This is a genomic window from Streptomyces sp. NPDC059851 (genome assembly GCF_042732005.1).
In the GTDB taxonomy this organism is placed as follows: Bacteria; Actinomycetota; Actinomycetes; order Streptomycetales; family Streptomycetaceae; genus Streptomyces.
Window position 1 is genome coordinate 71,557 of the sequence record NZ_JBHWJJ010000003.1, and the last position, 15,465, is coordinate 87,021.

The 15,465-nt window shown below is 69.3% G+C and carries 11 protein-coding genes; 8 read left to right on the forward strand and 3 right to left on the reverse strand.

Annotation, left to right across the window (positions count from 1 at the left end; translation table 11 throughout):
• Positions 1 to 83 precede the first annotated feature (83 nt).
• The 4 genes from metH to ACFV7Q_RS01525 all read left to right on the forward strand — a co-directional run bounded on the left by metH (position 84) and on the right by ACFV7Q_RS01525 (position 8,152).
• The gene (gene metH / locus ACFV7Q_RS01510; RefSeq protein ID WP_385422361.1) at positions 84 to 3,593 is read left to right on the forward strand and encodes a methionine synthase; all 3,510 of its coding nucleotides are present in this window, start codon (positions 84 to 86) and stop codon (positions 3,591 to 3,593) included.
• 115 nt (positions 3,594 to 3,708) lie between these two features.
• The gene (locus tag ACFV7Q_RS01515; protein ID WP_385422363.1) at positions 3,709 to 4,410 is read left to right on the forward strand and encodes an HAD family hydrolase; all 702 of its coding nucleotides are present in this window, start codon (positions 3,709 to 3,711) and stop codon (positions 4,408 to 4,410) included.
• A gap of 482 nt (positions 4,411 to 4,892) precedes the next feature.
• Complete coding sequence (locus ACFV7Q_RS01520) at positions 4,893 to 6,497, forward strand: ABC transporter substrate-binding protein (protein WP_385422365.1); 1,605 nt, start codon at positions 4,893 to 4,895, stop codon at positions 6,495 to 6,497.
• A 74-nt stretch (positions 6,498 to 6,571) separates the two neighbouring features.
• Positions 6,572 to 8,152 (forward strand): ABC transporter substrate-binding protein, encoded by a 1,581-nt coding sequence (locus tag ACFV7Q_RS01525; RefSeq protein ID WP_385422367.1) that lies wholly within the window; start codon positions 6,572 to 6,574, stop codon positions 8,150 to 8,152.
• A 99-nt stretch (positions 8,153 to 8,251) separates the two neighbouring features.
• Here the strand turns inward: ACFV7Q_RS01525 and ACFV7Q_RS01530 are convergent, their stop codons facing one another.
• Positions 8,252 to 8,926, reverse strand: a complete 675-nt coding sequence (locus tag ACFV7Q_RS01530; RefSeq protein WP_361095993.1) for a response regulator transcription factor — start codon at positions 8,924 to 8,926, stop codon at positions 8,252 to 8,254.
• Between the two features lie 66 nt (positions 8,927 to 8,992).
• Positions 8,993 to 9,895 (reverse strand): RecB family exonuclease, encoded by a 903-nt coding sequence (locus ACFV7Q_RS01535; RefSeq protein ID WP_385422370.1) that lies wholly within the window; start codon positions 9,893 to 9,895, stop codon positions 8,993 to 8,995.
• A 257-nt stretch (positions 9,896 to 10,152) separates the two neighbouring features.
• On the opposite strand from ACFV7Q_RS01535, the gene ACFV7Q_RS01540 reads away from it, so the two are divergent.
• The 3 genes from ACFV7Q_RS01540 to ACFV7Q_RS01550 all read left to right on the forward strand — a co-directional run bounded on the left by ACFV7Q_RS01540 (position 10,153) and on the right by ACFV7Q_RS01550 (position 13,023).
• Positions 10,153 to 11,286 (forward strand): site-2 protease family protein, encoded by a 1,134-nt coding sequence (locus ACFV7Q_RS01540; protein ID WP_385422454.1) that lies wholly within the window; start codon positions 10,153 to 10,155, stop codon positions 11,284 to 11,286.
• Positions 11,287 to 11,304: 18 nt separating this feature from the next.
• Positions 11,305 to 12,216 carry a tRNA (adenine-N1)-methyltransferase gene (locus tag ACFV7Q_RS01545; protein WP_385422372.1) on the forward strand — a complete coding sequence of 304 codons (912 nt, stop codon included), beginning with the start codon at positions 11,305 to 11,307 and terminating at the stop codon, positions 12,214 to 12,216.
• Positions 12,217 to 12,414: 198 nt separating this feature from the next.
• The gene (locus ACFV7Q_RS01550; RefSeq protein WP_385422374.1) at positions 12,415 to 13,023 is read left to right on the forward strand and encodes a hypothetical protein; all 609 of its coding nucleotides are present in this window, start codon (positions 12,415 to 12,417) and stop codon (positions 13,021 to 13,023) included.
• A 4-nt stretch (positions 13,024 to 13,027) separates the two neighbouring features.
• Here the strand turns inward: ACFV7Q_RS01550 and ACFV7Q_RS01555 are convergent, their stop codons facing one another.
• On the reverse strand, positions 13,028 to 13,357 hold the full coding sequence (locus ACFV7Q_RS01555) for a ferredoxin (protein ID WP_385422376.1): 330 nt from the start codon (positions 13,355 to 13,357) through the stop codon (positions 13,028 to 13,030).
• Positions 13,358 to 13,622: 265 nt separating this feature from the next.
• On the opposite strand from ACFV7Q_RS01555, the gene arc reads away from it, so the two are divergent.
• Positions 13,623 to 15,389 (forward strand): proteasome ATPase, encoded by a 1,767-nt coding sequence (gene arc / locus ACFV7Q_RS01560; RefSeq protein ID WP_385422378.1) that lies wholly within the window; start codon positions 13,623 to 13,625, stop codon positions 15,387 to 15,389.
• Positions 15,390 to 15,465 lie beyond the last annotated feature (76 nt).

Here is a 15,465-nt window from a genome sequence, read left to right on the forward strand (position 1 = left end):
GAAGGCGCGGTTACCCTGACCGCGTGCACCCTTGACACAGCAAGGGTGCAAAGCCGACAGCCGTCGCATCCCAGGGAGCTCTCATGGCCTCGTTGCCGAACCCGCCCGCAGACACCCGGAACCGGGCCGATGCCCTCCGAGAGGCGCTCGCGACCCGCGTGGTCGTCGCCGACGGGGCCATGGGAACGATGCTCCAGGCCCAGGAGCCCACGCTTGAAGACTTCCAGCAGCTCGAAGGCTGCAACGAGGTCCTGAACGTCACCCGCCCCGACATCGTGCGTTCGGTGCACGAGGCCTACTTCGCGGCCGGCGTGGACTGCGTGGAGACCAACACCTTCGGCGCCAACTTCACCGCTCTGGGCGAGTACGACATCCCCGACCGGAACTTCGAGCTCTCCGAGGCCGGCGCCCGGATCGCCCGCGAGGCCGCGGACGCCTCCACCGCCTCCACCGGACAGCAGCGCTGGGTCCTGGGCTCCATGGGGCCGGGCACGAAGCTCCCCACCCTCGGCCACGTCCCCTACCAGACGATCCGCGACGCCTACCAGGTCAACGCGGAGGGCCTGCTCTCGGGCGGGGCCGACGCCCTGCTGGTGGAGACCACCCAGGACCTGCTCCAGACCAAGGCCTCCGTCATCGGCGCCCGGCGCGCCATGGACGCCCTCGGCGTGTCCGTCCCGCTGATCTGCTCCGTGACGGTGGAGACCACCGGCACCATGCTGCTGGGGTCCGAGATCGGCGCGGCGCTGACCTCGCTGGAGCCGCTGGGCATCGACATGATCGGCCTGAACTGCGCCACCGGCCCCGCCGAGATGAGCGAGCACCTGCGCTACCTGGCCCGCAACGCCCGCATCCCGCTGTCGTGCATGCCGAACGCGGGCCTGCCCGTGCTGACCAAGGACGGGGCCCACTACCCGCTGACCCCCTCCGAGCTGGCGGACGCCCAGGAGACGTTCGTGCGCGAGTACGGGCTGTCGCTGATCGGCGGCTGCTGCGGCACGACGCCCGAGCACCTGCGCCAGGTCGTCGAGCGGGTCCGCGGACTGGCCCCGGTCGCCCGTGAGCCCCGCCCCGAGCCGGGCGCCTCCTCCCTGTACCAGACGGTGCCGTTCCGGCAGGACACCTCGTACATGGCGATCGGGGAGCGGACGAACGCCAACGGGTCGAAGAAGTTCCGCGAGGCCATGCTGGACGGCCGGTGGGACGACTGCGTGGAGATGGCCCGCGATCAGATCCGCGAGGGCGCGCACATGCTGGACCTGTGCGTGGACTACGTCGGCCGAGACGGCGTGGCCGACATGGAGGAACTGGCGGGCCGGTTCGCCACCGCCTCCACGCTGCCGATCGTCCTGGACTCGACCGAGGTCGAGGTGATCCGGGCCGGGCTGGAGAAGTTGGGCGGGCGCGCGGTCATCAACTCCGTCAACTACGAGGACGGCGACGGCCCAGACTCCCGCTTCGCGAAGGTCACCCGGCTGGCCCAGGAGCACGGCGCGGCACTGATCGCGCTGACGATCGACGAGGAGGGCCAGGCCCGCACCGTCGAGCACAAGGTCGCCGTCGCCGAGCGCCTGATCGCGGACCTGACGGAGAACTGGGGCGTCAACGAGTCCGACATCCTCATCGACTGCCTCACGTTCACCATCTGCACCGGGCAGGAGGAGTCCCGCCGGGACGGCATCGCGACGATCGAGGCGATCCGCGAGCTGAAGGAGCGGCGCCCGGACGTGCAGACCACGCTCGGTCTGTCGAACATCTCCTTCGGCCTCAACCCGGCCGCCCGCATCCTGCTGAACTCCGTCTTCCTCGACGAGTGCGTCAAGGCCGGCCTGGACTCGGCGATCGTGCACGCGTCGAAGATCCTGCCGATCGCCCGCTTCGACGACGAGCAGGTCACCACCGCCCTGGACCTCATCTACGACCGCCGCAGCGAGGGCTACGACCCGCTGCAGAAGCTGATGGCCCTCTTCGAAGGCGCCACCGCCAAGTCCCTCAAGGCCGGCAAGGCCGAGGAACTGGCCGCGCTGCCGCTGGAGGAGCGGCTCCAGCGCCGCATCATCGACGGCGAGAAGAACGGCCTGGAGCAGGACCTCGACGAGGCCCTGGAGGCCCGGGCGGCCCTGGACATCGTCAACGACACCCTGCTGGAGGGCATGAAGGTCGTCGGCGAGCTGTTCGGCTCGGGCCAGATGCAACTGCCGTTCGTGCTCCAGTCGGCCGAGGTGATGAAGTCCGCGGTGGCCCACCTGGAGCCGCACATGGAGAAGTCGGACGCGGAGGGCAAGGGCACCATCGTGCTGGCGACCGTCCGCGGCGACGTCCACGACATCGGCAAGAACCTGGTCGACATCATCCTGTCGAACAACGGCTACAACGTCGTCAACATCGGCATCAAGCAGCCGGTCTCCGCGATCGTCGAGGCGGCGCAGGAGCACAACGCGGACGTCATCGGCATGTCCGGACTGCTGGTGAAGTCGACCGTGATCATGAAGGAGAACCTGGAGGAGCTCAACCAGCGCAAGCTGGCGACCCACTACCCGGTCATCCTCGGCGGCGCCGCCCTCACCCGCGCCTACGTCGAGCAGGACCTCCACGAGGTCTACGACGGCGAAGTCCGCTACGCACGCGACGCCTTCGAGGGCCTGCGCCTGATGGACGCCCTCATCGCCGTCAAGCGGGGCGTCCCCGGCGCCACCCTGCCCGAGCTCAAGCAGCGCCGGGTCCCCAAGCGGGACACCCCGCTGCCGATCGACGAGGCCGAGGAGCCCGGCGGCCGCTCCGACGTCGCCATCGACAACCCGGTGCCCGCCCCGCCGTTCTGGGGCACCCGCGTCGTCAAGGGCATCCCGCTGAAGGACTACGCCTCCTGGCTGGACGAGGGGGCGCTGTTCAAGGGCCAGTGGGGGCTGAAGCAGGCCCGCGTCGGCGGCCCCAGCTACGAGGAGCTCGTCGAGAGCGAGGGGCGGCCCCGGCTGCGCGGCCTCCTGGAGAAGCTGCACACGGAGAACCTGCTGGAGGCGGCCGTCGTCCACGGCTACTTCCCCTGCGTCTCCAAGGGCGACGACCTGATCATCCTCGACGAGCAGGGCAACGAGCGGACCCGGTTCACCTTCCCCCGCCAGCGCCGCGGCCGCCGCCTGTGCCTGGCCGACTTCTTCCGCCCGGAGGAGTCCGGCGAGACCGACGTGGTCGGCCTCCAGGTCGTCACCGTCGGCTCGAAGATCGGCGAGGCCACCGCCAGGCTGTTCGAGTCGGACTCGTACCGCGAGTACCTGGAGCTGCACGGCCTGTCCGTCCAGCTCGCCGAGGCGCTCGCCGAGTACTGGCACGCCCGGGTCCGCGCCGAACTCGGCTTCGGCGGGGAGGACCCGGCCGACGTCGAGGACATGTTCGCCCTCAAGTACCGCGGGGCCCGCTTCTCCCTGGGTTACGGCGCCTGCCCCGACCTGGAGGACCGCGCCAAGATCGCCGACCTGCTCCGGCCCGAGCGGATCGGCGTCCACCTCTCCGAGGAGTTCCAGCTCCACCCGGAGCAGTCCACCGACGCGATCGTCATCCACCACCCCGAAGCGAAGTATTTCAACGCACGCTGAGGCAGATCGACGTACACTGGTCGGTCCCAACCAGGCCGGTCGCCTGTTCCCCGGGGGTACGCCCCCGCGGGAAGAGGTGACCGGCCTTCTCGTCCCTTCCGAGAGGTGTGTGCGCATGACCAGCACCGTTCCCGTCTCCATCACCCGTACGGCCGACGGCTCGGCCCTGCAGGCGGTGCTGCTCGACATGGACGGGACGCTGGTCGACACCGAGGGCTTCTGGTGGGAGGCCGAGACGGACGTCTTCGCCGAGCTGGGCCACCGACTGGAGGAGTCCTGGCGGGACGTCGTCGTCGGCGGTCCGATGAGCCGGAGCCTGGGGTTCCTGATCGAGGCCACCGGCGTGGAGATCGACCTCGCCGAACTGAGCGTGCTGCTCAACGAGCGCTTCGAAGCCCGGATCGCCGAGCGGGTGCCGCTCATGCCGGGCGCCGAGCGGCTGCTGACCGAGCTGGCCCGGCACAACGTGCCCACGGCCCTCGTCTCCGCCTCCCACCGCCGGGTCATCGACCGGGTCCTGCGCTCCCTGGGGCCCGAGCGCTTCGCCATGACCGTGGCCGGTGACGAGGTGCCCCGCACCAAGCCGCACCCCGATCCCTACCTGCTGGCCGCCCGCACCCTCGGCGCCCACCCCTCGCGCTGCGCCGTCATCGAGGACACCGCCACCGGCGTGGCGGCCGCCGAGGCCGCCGGCTGCCGCGTCGTCGCCGTCCCCTCCGTCGGCCTGATCGCTCCCGCGCCCGGGCGGACCGTGGTCCGGTCCCTGGAGGACGTGGACCTCCCCTTCCTCCGGTCCCTCATCACCCCGATGAACTGACCGCACACGCTCCGCTCCGAGCGGGCCGGAACCGGCTCCGTCACCGGCCCGCGGGAGATCTTTCGTTCCATGGCCGGACGGCCTGAATCCCATCCATTCGGTGGCACTCGGGCCGGGTGACCTTCGTCACCCGAAACGCCCCCGACCGACCTGTCCCGGGGCTCGGCAAGCTTCCCTTGTGTCCGGATTGGTGATCTCCTGACCCCATCTGGGACACCCCCGCCATTGACAGGCAGTCCCCTCCCATCACCGTGCGATTACACCCCAAGTCCTGCCAGTTCAAGCCATGCCCTCATAGGCCACTAATGTCGTCGCGGGCACTCCGCCGCACCGCAGCAGTCCCGGACGCATACCCCTGTGTCGGAACTGTGTGGACCGATCGTCATACAACCGGCCCGATCGTTCCGCCCTGAACGGGCGACCCCCGCGAAGTGCCCTCTCCACCGCTGTGAACAAGTGCCGGTCAAGGGAGTACTTCCAGCATGAACCGCAAGACCCTGGCGCTGACGGCCGCAGCCGGCCTGCTCACCCCCGCGCTCGCCGCCTGCGGCAGCGCGACGGGCCAAGGAGCAGGAACCGGAGCGATCGTCGTCGGCACCACCGACCGGTACGAGGCGGCCGACTACGCCCCCGCACCGTTCGACCCGGCGTACGCCTACGACGCCGGCGCCTGGAACGTCCTGCGGCAGACCGTCCAGACCCTGATGCACACCCCCCGCGGCGGCGGCCAGCCCGTCCCCGAAGCGGCCTCCGACTGCCGCTTCACCGACAACGGCAACGAGAGCTACCGCTGCACCCTGCGGCCCGGCCTGAAGTTCGCCAGCGGCGAGCCGCTCACCGCCAAGGACGTGAAGTTCTCCATCGACCGCGTCCGCACCATCAACGCCGAGAACGGCCCCTCCTCGCTGCTGTCCACCATCGACACCGTCGAGGTCAAGAGCGCCGACACCGTCGTCTTCCACCTGAAGACCCCGGACGCCACCTTCCCGTACAAGCTCGCCACGCCCGCCGCGGGCATCGTCAGCGAGAAGGCCTACGACGCCAAGAAGCTCCGCGCGGGCTTCGCCGTCGACGGCTCCGGCCCCTACACGATGAAGGCCGAGGTCAAGGGCGACCACCTCGTCCGCGCCGTGTTCAGCAAGAACCCGAACTACAAGGGCGACCTGAAGCTGCAGAACGACAAGGTCGAACTGCGCACCTTCACCGACTCCGCGGCCATGGGCAAGGCGCTCACCGACGGCCGGATCCACATGGTCTCGCGCACCCTGTCGCCCGCCCAGATCACCGAGTTCTCCGCCAACCCGCCCAAGGGCGTCAAGCTCACCCAGATGCCCGGCCTGGAGATCCGCTACATCGGCTTCAACACCGACGCCCCGGCCGTCAAGGACAAGGCCGTGCGCCAGGCCCTCGCCGCCGCCGTCGACCGCAACGCGATCATCTCCAAGGTGTACGGCAAGGCCGCCCAGCCGCTCTACTCGCTGGTCCCCACCTCCGTCCCCGGCCACGTCAACTCGTTCCGCAACAAGTACGGCGAGGCCAACACCGCCAAGGCCGCCGCACTGCTGAAGGACGCCGGCATCAAAACGCCGGTCAAGCTGACGCTGAACTACACCAAGGACCACTACGGCGACGGCACGGCCACCGAGTTCGAGACCCTGAAGAACCAGCTGAACTCCACCCAGCTGTTCGACATCACCGTCCAGGGCTCCGACTGGACCGAATTCCGTCCCGCGCAGAAGAAGGGCGACTACGCCGCCTACGGGCTCGGCTGGTTCCCCGACTACGCGGACGCCGACAACTTCCTCGCTCCCTTCCTGGAGCAGGACAACTTCCTGGGCACGCCGTACGCCAACAGCACGGTGCGCACCAAGCTCATCCCCGAGTCCCGCAAGGCGGTCGACCGCAACGTCGCCGCCCCCGCGATCTCGGAGATGCAGGACATCGTCGCCGAGGACGTGCCCGTCCTGCCCCTGTGGCAGGGCAAGCAGTACGTCGCCGCACGCGACGGGATCACCGGAGTGGAGTGGTCGGTCAACGCCATCTCCGACCTCCAGCTGTGGGAGCTCGGCCGCGGTGTCAGCGGCTGAGACCACCAGCAACCGGCAGCGGGTTTCGCAGGCCGGCACAACGATTCAGCAAGACTGTGAAGGACGTTCGTGCGATGAGACGTAACCAGTGGTTGGCAGCCCCGCTCGGCGCAGCCACCGCCGCCGCGCTGCTCAGCGGTTGCGGTTCGACCGATGGCCCCGCCGCCGAGGGCGGCAAGGGCGTGGTCATGGGCATATCCGACAAGGTGAAGTCCGTGGACCCCGCCTCCGGTTACGACCCGGGCTCCTGGCTGCTCTTCAACAACGTCTTCCAGTCGCTGCTGAGCTTCCCCAAGGGCGGCACCACGCCGGAGCCCGACGCGGCCCAGGCCTGCAACTTCGAGGGCGGCGACAGCAAGGTGTACAAGTGCACCCTGCGCGCCGGACTGAAGTTCAGCAACGGCCACGCGCTCACCTCGAAGGACGTGAAGTTCTCCTTCGAGCGCACCCTGAAGATCAACGACCCGAACGGCCCCGCCGTCATGCTGTCGTCGATCGCCGGCATCGACACCCCCGACGAGAAGACCGTCGTCTTCCGCCTCAAGACCTCCGACGCGACCTTCCCCAGCAAGATCGCCTCGGGCGCGGGCTCCATCGTCGACAGCAGCGAGTACCCGGCCGACAAGCTCCGCTCCGACAACAAGGCCATCGGCTCCGGCGTCTACAAGCTGGACTCCATGAACGAGAAGAGCGCCAACTTCTCGGTCAACGAGGCCTACACCGGCAAGGCCAAGGCGAAGAACACCGGCGTCACGCTGAAGTTCTTCAACCACGACCAGGCCGCCCTGAAGAAGGTCCTGGAGAGCGGCGACGTCGACTTCGCCTTCCGCGGCCTCGCCGCCAAGGACATCGCCAGCCTGTCCTCCACCAAGACCGGCAACAACAAGGTCGAGGTCGTCCAGGGCACGGGCGCCGAGGTCCAGCACCTCGTCTTCAACATGAAGGACGAAGTCGCCGGAAAGCTCCCCGTCCGCAAGGCCATCGCCTACCTCGTGGACCGCGAGGCGCTCGTCAAGGACGTCTACGAGGGCACCGCCACTTCGCTGTACTCGGTCATCCCGGCCGGCATCGGCTCGCACACCACCGCCTTCTTCGACCGCTACGGCGGCAGCCCGCAGCCGAAGAAGGCGGAGGCCGTCCTCCGCGCGGCCGGCATCAAGGACAAGGTGAAGATCACCCTGTACTCGACGCCCGCCCGCTACGGTCCGGCAACGGACCAGGAGATGCAGCTCATCGCCAAGCAGCTCAACGACAGCGGCCTGTTCGAGGCCGAGGTCAAGTCCGTCGAGTACGAGCAGTACGAGAAGGACATCGAGGCCGGCAAGTACGGCGTCTACGTCCGCGGCTGGGTCCCCGACTTCCCGGACGCCGACAACTTCACGCAGCCGTTCTTCGGTCCGGACAACGTCCTGCGCAACAACTACGACAACAAGGAGATCACCGGGTCGATCATCCCGGCGACCGCCTCGAAGGCCGACCGCACCGCGGCCACCCCGGACTACAGCCGCCTGCAGGACATCGTCGCCGACGAGATCCCGCTCCTGCCCCTGTGGCAGAGCAAGCAGTACGCGGTGACCCGCCAGAACGTCACCGGCCTGCAGTGGTCGCTCGACGCCTCCACCGTCTTCCGCTTCTGGGAGATCGCCAAGGGCTGACACTCCGGCCCCACGGACGCGAACCGGCCCGTGCCACCTCCCACCGGGCGGCGGCACGGGCCGGTTCCGACACGCACCCAACACGCCCCGGGCCGACGGCTACTGCGCGGCCCCCGGCCGGACCAGGCCGCTCTCGTACGCGTACACGGCCGCCTGTACCCGGTCCCGTAGACCCAGCTTCGTCAACACGTGCCCCACGTGCGTCTTCACCGTGGTCTCGCTCACGAACAGGTCCGCCGCGATCTCCGCGTTCGACAGCCCCCGCGCCACCAACTTCAGCACCTCGACCTCACGCTCCGTCAGAGAACCGAGCGTGTCCGGCACCCGCTCCTCGCCCGACGGCAGGTGCTCCGCGTACTTGTCCAGCAGCCGCCGCGTGATGCTCGGCGCCAGCATCGCCTCACCCCCCGCGACCACCCGGATCGCCTGCACCAGCTCGTGGGCCGGCGCATCCTTCAACAGGAAGCCGCTCGCCCCCGCACGCAACGCCTGCACCACGTACTCGTCCAGATCGAACGTCGTCAGCACCAGCACCTTCGCCGGACCGTCCCGGCCCGGGCCGGTGATCTGCCGCGTCGCCTCCACCCCGTCCATCCGCGGCATCCGGATGTCCATCAGCACCACGTCCGGCTGCAAGGCCCGCACCTGCTCCAACGCCTGCACGCCGTCCCCGGCCTCGCCCACCACCGCCAGATCCTGTTCGGCCTCCAGGATCATCCGGAAACCGGTGCGCAGCAACGGCTGGTCGTCAACCAGGAGGACGCGGATCGCCACGGGGGACACCTCGAATTCGTCAGGCCGCTTCGGTGCGACGCCCCCCATTCTGCCCTGATCGGATGATCAGGATTCCGTCGGACGCGCCCCGCCCGCACCCGCCCCCGGCACGACCGTCAACGGATAGACCGGCGGAGTACCCCCGAACTCCGGACACACCGCCCGGTGATCGCACCACCCGCACAGCTTCGTCGGCCGCGGCCGCCAGTCACCCGTCGCCGTCGCCTCCTTGATCGCCTCCCACAGCGCCAGCAGCTTGCGTTCCACCCGCTCCAAGTCCGCCATCACCGGGTCGTACGTCAGCACGTCCCCGCTGCCCAGGTACACCAGCTGGAGCCGCCGCGGCACCACCCCCTTCAGCCGCCACACCACCAGCGCGTAGAACTTCATCTGGAACAACGCACCCTCGGCGTACTCCGGCCGCGGCGCCTTGCCCGTCTTGTAGTCGACGATCCGCACCTCACCCGTCGGCGCCACGTCCACCCGGTCGATGATCCCGCGCAGCCGCAGCCCCGACTCCAGCTCCGCCTCCACGAAGAACTCCCGCTCCACCGGCTCCAGCCGCGTCGGGTCCTCCAGCGTGAACCACCGCTCCACCAGCGCCTCGGCCTCCGACAGCCACAGCGCCAGCCCCGCCCCCCCGTCCTCCGCCGGAAACAACTCCGACAGCTCCGGCTTCGCCTCCAGCAGCCGCTCCCACTGCCCCGGCACCAGGGACCTGGCACGCGGCGCCGTCCGCTCCAGCGCCGGATGATCGAACAACCGCTCCAGCACCGCATGCACCAGCGTGCCCCGCGTCGCCGCCGCACTCGGCTTCTCCGGCAACCTGTCGATCACCCTGAACCGGTACAACAGCGGACACTGCATGAAATCGCTCGCCCGCGAGGGCGACAGCGAAACGGGTACCCCCGCGCCCGGAGCCGCATCGGCATCCGCGGCGCCGGGAAGGGAACCGGTGCTCGTCGTCATGCACGAAACCCTACGACCCGCCACGGACAGCCACCCGCATACCATCGACGCCGGGCCCCCTCGCACTGCATGATCGGAGCATCACACCGCGCTACCGCACAGCCCGGCAGCAGCCGCCGGGCAGCCCGTGAACCACACTGGGAACACCACCGGCACCCCCCCCGCCGACCGGCACCGAACGAAGGACAGCAGTGGCAGACAACGACGAGACCGGCGCACGCCCGGGCAAGCGCCCCGGACCCGGCGGCGGACTCCTCATGGGCCGCCCCTTCGGCGTACCCGTCTACGTCTCACCCAGCTGGTTCCTCGTCGCCGCCCTCATCACCTGGGTCTTCGGCGACCAGCTCGACCGCGTCCTGCCCGACCTCGGCCCCGCCCGCTACCTCGTCTCCCTCTTCTTCGCCGTCGCCTTCTACGGATCCGTCCTCGTCCACGAACTCGCCCACACCGTCGCGGCCCTCCGCTTCCGCCTCCCCGTACGGCGCATCCAGCTCCAGTTCTTCGGCGGCGTATCCGAGATCGAGAAGGAATCCGAGACCCCCGGCCGCGAATTCGTCCTCGCCTTCGTCGGCCCCCTGCTCTCCCTCCTCCTCGCCGGCGCCTTCTACCTCGGCATGAACGCCGTCGACCCCGGCACCGTCCCCGGCGTCCTCCTCGCCGGCCTCATGATCTCCAACCTGCTCGTCGCCGCCTTCAACCTCCTGCCCGGCCTCCCCCTCGACGGCGGCCGCATGCTCCGCGCCGTCATCTGGGGCATCACCGGCAAACCCATGACCGGCACCGTCGCCGCCGCCTGGGTCGGCCGCGCCCTCGCCATCGCCGTCCTCCTCGGCCTGCCGATGATCACGCACACCGGACTCCTCGGCACCCCCGGCGACGAGATCGGCGGCATGAGCACCGTCATGGACGCCCTGCTCGCCGCCATCCTCGCCGCCATCATCTGGACCGGCGCCGGCAACAGCCTCCGCATGGCGCGCCTGCGCGAACACCTCCCCGAACTACGCGCCCGCACCCTCACCCGCCGCGCCGTCCCCGTCGAGAACACCACCCCCCTCTCCGAAGCCCTCCGCCGCGCCAACGCCTACGGCGCCCGCGCCATCGTCATCGTCGACGGCCACGGCGAACCCACCGCCATCGTCCGCGAGACCGCCATCGCCTCCGTACCCGAACACCGCCGCCCCTGGGTCGCCGTCAGCACGCTCGCCCAAGACCTCACCGACGGCATGAAGGTTTCCGCGGAACTCACCGGCGAAGAACTCCTCGACCACCTCCGCGCCACCCCCGCCACCGAATACCTCGTCCTCGAAACCGACGACCAGGTCTACGGCGTCCTGTCCACCCTCGACGTCGAAAAGGCCTTCGTGAAGGCCATGGCACGGCCCCGCTCCTGAAACCAATACACTGGTCACATGTCCGAACCGACCGGTGCCGCCCGCCGTCGCGGGCCCTTCAAGGTCGGGGACCAGGTCCAGCTCACCGACCCCAAGGGACGCCACTACACGTTCACGCTCGAAGCCGGGAAGAACTTCCACACCCACAAGGGTTCCTTCCCGCACGACGAGCTGATCGGCGCTCCCGAGGGCAGTGTTGTCCGTACCACGGGGAACGTCGCGTACCTCGCGCTGCGCCCCCTGCTCCCCGACTACGTCCTGTCCATGCCCCGCGGCGCCGCCGTGGTCTACCCCAAGGACGCCGGCCAGATCCTGGCCTTCGCCGACATCTTCCCCGGCGCACGCGTCGTGGAAGCAGGGGTGGGCTCCGGCTCCCTCAGCAGCTTCCTGCTGCGCGCCATCGGCGACCAGGGCATGCTCCACAGCTACGAGCGCCGCGCGGACTTCGCCCAGATCGCCCAGGAGAACGTCGAGCGCTACTTCGGCGGCCCGCACCCCGCGTGGCAGCTCACCGTCGGCGACCTCCAGGACAACCTGTCCGACACCGACGTCGACCGCGTCATCCTCGACATGCTCGCCCCCTGGGAGTGCCTGGAGGCCGTCTCCAAGGCCCTCGTCCCCGGCGGCATCCTGTGCTGCTACGTGGCCACCACCACCCAGCTGTCCAAGACCGTCGAGTCCATCCGCGAGATCGGCTGCTTCGCCGAACCCCAGCCCTGGGAATCGATGATCCGGAACTGGCACGTCGAAGGCCTCGCCGTCCGACCCGACCACCGGATGATCGGACACACCGGCTTCCTCGTCACCGCCCGCCGCCTCGCGGACGGCGTCGAGCCCCCGATGCGCCGCCGCCGCCCCGCCAAGGGCGCCTACGGCGAGGACTACGAGGGACCCGGCAGCCAGTCCGGCGGCTCCGGCGACCGCGGCTGACCACCGGCCCCGCCGACACACAACACACAGGCGCTGCGGCGCAGTTCCCCACCACCCGCGGGAACTGCACCGCAGCGCCTTCACGTTGTCCGGGCATACCGCCCCCAGACCGCGGACCCACCCGTTCCACCCCCGTGCGAGGTGTGACACGATGCTGGCTCGCCGTCACCGCCACCGCCCGCACAGGAGACACCCCGCGTGCCGCACCGCACCGCCGCGCAGGCCCCCATCCTGGAAAACCCGGCCCACACCCACACCAAGCCCCTGCACTGGCTCGCCACCGCCTGCGCCATGGCCGCCGTCATAGCCGGCGCGGGACTCCTCCAGCCCGAGGCCACCGCCGCCGGCCCCGACGCCCCCGAGCCCGTCCCCGGCCCCGCCAGCGCCCCCCGGACCGCCGCCCCCGACCCGGCCGCCGTCACCTGGCCCCTCGACTGCAAGGGCAACCCCGTCGCCGTCACCGCCACCGCCCGGGGCGACCTCGACGGCGACCGCCGGCCCGAAACCGTCGCCGCCGTCCGCTGCGACGCCGGATCCGGCACCCCACCCCACGCCCTCTACGTACTCGCCCAGGACGCGGCACAGGACGCCCGGCCCCGGATCGTCGCCACCCTCCTCGACACCGCACGCCGCCAGACCGCCACCGACCTCACGATCCGTGACGGCATCATCACCGCGCGGCTCCTCGGCTACTCCTCACCCGAAGTCCCCCGCTACGCCCCCGACGTCGAGCAGCTCGCCAAGTGGCGTTGGAGCGGCGGAAAATTCCGCCAGGAGCTGACGGACTCGCCCGCCGGGAGTGTTTGAACCGTCACTCCGCGTCCGGGCCGAACACCTCGACCCCGTCCGAAACCCGCCTGACGTGGATGCAGTCGCCCGGGCAGTCCTTCACCGAATCCACCACGTCCTGAAGCAACGGCAGCGGAACCGGAGTGGTCGCCCCCGCCTCCACCAGCAACTCGTCCTCCGGGCTCTTCACGTACGCCAGACCGTCGATGTCCAGCTCGAACACCTCCGGCGCGTACTGCACGCAGATCCCGTCACCGGTGCACAGGTCCTGATCGATCCAGACCTCCAGCGGCTCCCCGGCCCGCCCCGCGCCGTCGGCGCCCCCACCGGTTGCCTCCTGCTGCACGGTCATATCTCCTGCCGTTCCTGCCCTGAGTGATCCGTTTCCCGCCACGTGCCGGCGGCAAGTCGCGTCCAGGCTGGCGGGTGTTGAACGCCTCGACCTTACAACCGGCTGCTTTCCGATGTTGAAGGGTGGGTATTCCCCTGGCGTGAGGGAGTACGCAAGGGTGAAGATCGGACACACCTCTACCGTCTTTGTGATCTAGGGGTTTCAATCACCACCAGCCCAGGTAGGGTCAGGAAGCGTCCAGCTCCCCTTGGAGGAGGTGAGGACCGTGGCAGCCCACGACGACGACATCAACCGCGGCATCCGGCCGGGGCGTGGGTCTGAGGACCCCGCCGGCCAGGTTGCCTATCTCGAGCAGGAAATCGCCGTCCTGCGACGTAAGCTCGCCGACTCTCCGCGACACACGAGGATTCTCGAAGAGCGGATCGTCGAGCTCCAGACAAACCTGGCCGGCGTCTCCGCACAAAACGAGCGACTGGCAAATACGCTCCGTGAGGCACGCGACCAGATCGTCGCGCTCAAGGAGGAAGTCGACCGGCTCGCCCAGCCGCCGGCCGGATTCGGTGTCTTCCTGCAGGCGAACGAGGACGGCACCGTCGACATCTTCACGGGGGGCCGCAAGCTCCGCGTGAACGTCAGCCCCAGCGTCGAACCGGACGAGCTCCGGCGCGGCCAGGAGGTCATGCTCAACGAGGCCCTCAACGTGGTCGAGGCCATGGAATTCGAGCGGGCCGGGGACATCGTCACCCTCAAGGAGATCCTCGAGGACGGCGAGCGCGCCCTGGTCATCGGGCACACCGACGAGGAAAGGGTGGTCAGGCTCGCCGAGCCGCTGCTGGACGCCACCATCCGCCCCGGCGACGCCCTCCTGCTCGAACCCCGCTCCGGCTACGTCTACGAGGTCGTCCCCAAGAGCGAGGTCGAGGAACTCGTCCTCGAAGAGGTCCCGGACATCGACTACGACAAGATCGGCGGCCTGGGCGACCAGATCGAGCTGATCCGCGACGCGGTCGAGCTCCCCTACCTCTACCCGGACCTCTTCAAGGAACACGAACTGCGGCCGCCCAAGGGCATCCTGCTCTACGGCCCGCCCGGCTGCGGCAAGACGCTCATCGCGAAGGCCGTCGCCAACTCCCTTGCCAAGAAGGTCGCCGAAGTCACCGGCCAGCCCGCCGGGAAGTCCTACTTCCTGAACATCAAGGGCCCCGAGCTCCTCAACAAGTACGTCGGCGAAACCGAGCGCCACATCCGCCTCGTCTTCCAGCGCGCCCGGGAGAAGGCCGGCGAGGGAACCCCCGTCATCGTCTTCTTCGACGAGATGGAATCCCTCTTCCGCACCCGCGGATCCGGTGTCAGCTCGGACGTCGAGAACACCATCGTCCCGCAGCTCCTCGCCGAGATCGACGGCGTCGAAGGCCTCGAAAACGTCATCGTCATCGGCGCCTCCAACCGCGAGGACATGATCGACCCGGCCATCCTGCGACCCGGCCGACTCGACGTGAAGATCAAGATCGAGCGCCCGGACGCCGAGGCCGCCAGGGACATCTTCGCGAAGTACCTCAAGGCCTCGCTGCCGCTGCACGCCGACGACCTGGCCGAGCACCAGGGCTCCTCCGAGGTCGCCGTCCACAGCATGATCCAGACCGTCGTCGAGCAGATGTACGCCGAAACCGAGGAGAACCGCTTCCTCGAGGTCACGTACGCCAACGGCGACAAGGAAGTCCTGTACTTCAAGGACTTCAACTCCGGCGCGATGATCCAGAACATCGTCGACCGGGCCAAGAAAATGGCCATCAAGGCCTTCCTCGAACACAACCAGAAGGGCCTGCGAGTCTCCCACCTGCTCCAGGCCTGCGTGGACGAGTTCAAGGAGAACGAAGACCTGCCCAACACCACCAACCCGGACGACTGGGCCCGGATCTCCGGAAAGAAGGGCGAGCGGATCGTCTTCATCCGCACCCTCGTCACCGGAAAGCAGGGCGCGGACACCGGACGCTCCATCGACACGGTGGCGAACACCGGTCAGTACCTCTGACCGGAGGGCGGCTGCGGGTGCCCCCACCGGGCACCCGCAGCCGACTGCTTTACCACCGGCATTACCGACCGCTTTT

Coding starts and splice junctions, on each gene's coding strand:
- metH (WP_385422361.1), top strand. CDS start 84: ATGGCCTCGTTGCCGAACCCGCCCGCAGACACCCGGAACCGGGCCGAT.
- ACFV7Q_RS01515 (WP_385422363.1), top strand. CDS start 3,709: ATGACCAGCACCGTTCCCGTCTCCATCACCCGTACGGCCGACGGCTCG.
- ACFV7Q_RS01520 (WP_385422365.1), top strand. CDS start 4,893: ATGAACCGCAAGACCCTGGCGCTGACGGCCGCAGCCGGCCTGCTCACC.
- ACFV7Q_RS01525 (WP_385422367.1), top strand. CDS start 6,572: ATGAGACGTAACCAGTGGTTGGCAGCCCCGCTCGGCGCAGCCACCGCC.
- ACFV7Q_RS01535 (WP_385422370.1), bottom strand. CDS start 9,895: ATGACGACGAGCACCGGTTCCCTTCCCGGCGCCGCGGATGCCGATGCG.
- ACFV7Q_RS01540 (WP_385422454.1), top strand. CDS start 10,153: ATGGGCCGCCCCTTCGGCGTACCCGTCTACGTCTCACCCAGCTGGTTC.
- ACFV7Q_RS01545 (WP_385422372.1), top strand. CDS start 11,305: ATGTCCGAACCGACCGGTGCCGCCCGCCGTCGCGGGCCCTTCAAGGTC.
- ACFV7Q_RS01555 (WP_385422376.1), bottom strand. CDS start 13,357: ATGACCGTGCAGCAGGAGGCAACCGGTGGGGGCGCCGACGGCGCGGGG.